Here is a 2,142-nt window from a genome sequence, read left to right as displayed (position 1 = left end):
TTAGGATGACCACTGTTGCTGGAACCCAAGTCCAAGGCTTATCAGTCATTGTTTCTGGATTAGTCGCTTCATTTATCATTGTTCCCAAAGATGGTGTCCCCGCTGGAAGTCCAAAACCTAAGAAAGAAAGCCCTGTTTCTAAACCAATATTTCCAGCAAAAACAAGCGTTGCTTCAGCAATGACTAAGGTGGACAAGTTGGGCCATATTTCCCGAAACATAATTTTAAAATCAGAGGTTCCCGAAGTTTTTGATGCTCGAACATAATCTCGATTGACTTCCGTCATTGTTCTTGCCCGAATCAGACGCGTTGTCCCTATCCAACTAAAGATACTGATAATCCCAATCAAAGACCAAGAATTAAACCGTGGGATGATAGTTACAAAAACAATAATGATCATCATTGATGGTAAAATCATGACAAAATCAGTGAAACGCATGAAGATTAAATCAAACCTTCCGCCAAAGTAGCCCGTAATTACCCCTAAGATATTTCCTACAACTAAAGTAATGAGTGTAACTGCAAAAGCGATATTGAAAGAGTTTCGTGCAGAAATCATTAACATCATGATAATATCTCGTCCACCATTATCAGTTCCCAGTAAATGTCCATTCGTCAGCGGTGCCAGATATTGGTCCATGATATTCACATCAACATAATTTGATTGTTTTAAAAACATCGAGTAAATATAAACGATTAGAAAGACAGCAACTAGAAAAATTGTTGAAATCATCGCTAATTTATCTTTTTTTAGTTCTTCTTTGATTGAGTGAACTAATGATAAAGAATTTTTGTGTTTTTTTTCTGTCATTTTCACTCCTTATTGAATCCGAATTCGTGGGTCAACCATTGCCATGATAATATCCGACAGGAGGGCTCCAAGAAGTCCCAAAAAACCATTTAATAAAATCAAAGCCGTAATCATTGAATAATCTCGCCCAGATATTGAAGTAATAAAAAGTTGTCCTAAGCCAGGATAGCCGAAAATTGTTTCAGCAAATATTGCTCCTCCCAAGAGTCCAGTAATCACAAATCCAAAATTAGAAGCAATTGGTAATGAGGCATTTCTCAAAATATGACGTCTAAAAATCACTTTTTCCTTAACCCCTTTGGCTCGAGCCGTTCGTACATAATCTTGTGTTTGTTCATCTAAAATTCCTGAGCGGAAGTAAGTAAAGATTCCAACTGTTCCAAAGACCGCCAAACTAAAAGCCGGAAGAATCATGTGATAAATCTTACTAAAGAAAACAGGAATTATTCCCATCGCATCTGGACTTACCGTCCCACCTGTCGGAAACCAATTAAGACTATAACCAAAGATAAAGATAATCAAGAGATAGAATACGTAAGGTGGAATACCAAAAGTAATTGAATTATAGGTCAACCACAATTGGTCTTGCCATTTTCCTTCATTTCGAGCTGCAACTATCGACATCGGAATAGCAAATAAGTAAGTTAAAATAACTGACAAAAGTGACATCCAAAAAGTATTAATCGCTCTATGTCCAATGACAGTCATCACAGGCTCTTTGAGATTATAGGACATTCCTAAATTCCCATGTATGGCATTCCCTAGCCACCTGAGATACTGCTCCCACCAAGGGTCATATAAACCTGCTGCCCGTCTTAATGCTTCAACTTCATGTGGGTCGGTATGAGGACCAATCAACCCTGAAAAAGGATCACCAGGCATCAATTTAGCAAAGAAGAAAACAAGAATACTCAAGATAAATAATTGAGGGATCATCAATAAAATACGTCTAATAATTACTTTCCACATTTTCCCCTCCTTTTGGCAAAGCAGCCCAATGACTTTCACTTAATTTTTTTAAGGGCAAAGCGTGTCCATCTTTGTCATAAAAATTTGCTTTTTTATCCTCAAAGTCTTGTTCAACTTTTAGACGGTTTTTCCGATTTTCCGCTCTTCTTGTAACATCAATCGAAGGGATAGCAGATAAGAGTCGTTTAGTATAAATGTGCTGTGGCTCATCAAAAATATCTCTTCGTGTTCCTTTTTCGACAATTCGACCGTTGTGCATGACTGCAATATTATCAGTCATATGGCGGACAACCCCTTAATATTGTGATATAATTTGATATGCTATTCGCTTGTAGTTTTGAATGAGCTTCATGAATTTGAAT

Annotated in this window: 2 protein-coding genes and 1 pseudogene; all 3 read right to left on the bottom strand. The window is 37.1% G+C overall.

Annotated features, from left to right (window positions below):
* The coding region (gene oppC / locus AB0M22_RS45625; protein WP_364740320.1) for a murein tripeptide/oligopeptide ABC transporter permease OppC at window positions 1–811 on the bottom strand (811 nt) is incomplete at its 3' end.
* A 9-nt stretch (window positions 812–820) separates the two neighbouring features.
* On the bottom strand, window positions 821–1,780 hold the full coding sequence (gene oppB / locus AB0M22_RS45620) for a murein tripeptide/oligopeptide ABC transporter permease OppB (RefSeq protein WP_010906163.1): 960 nt from the start codon (window positions 1,778–1,780) through the stop codon (window positions 821–823).
* Window positions 1,761–2,142: pseudogene (locus tag AB0M22_RS45615) on the bottom strand (hypothetical protein); the annotation flags it as partial. The gene oppB and the pseudogene AB0M22_RS45615, both read right to left, overlap by 20 nt.

The sequence above is a fragment of the Nocardia sp. NPDC051756 genome, from assembly GCF_040681495.1.
Lineage (GTDB): Bacteria > Actinomycetota > Actinomycetes > Mycobacteriales > Mycobacteriaceae > Nocardia.
Note: the sequence above shows the minus strand (reverse complement) of the source record. Positions and strands in the feature narration are given on the sequence as shown.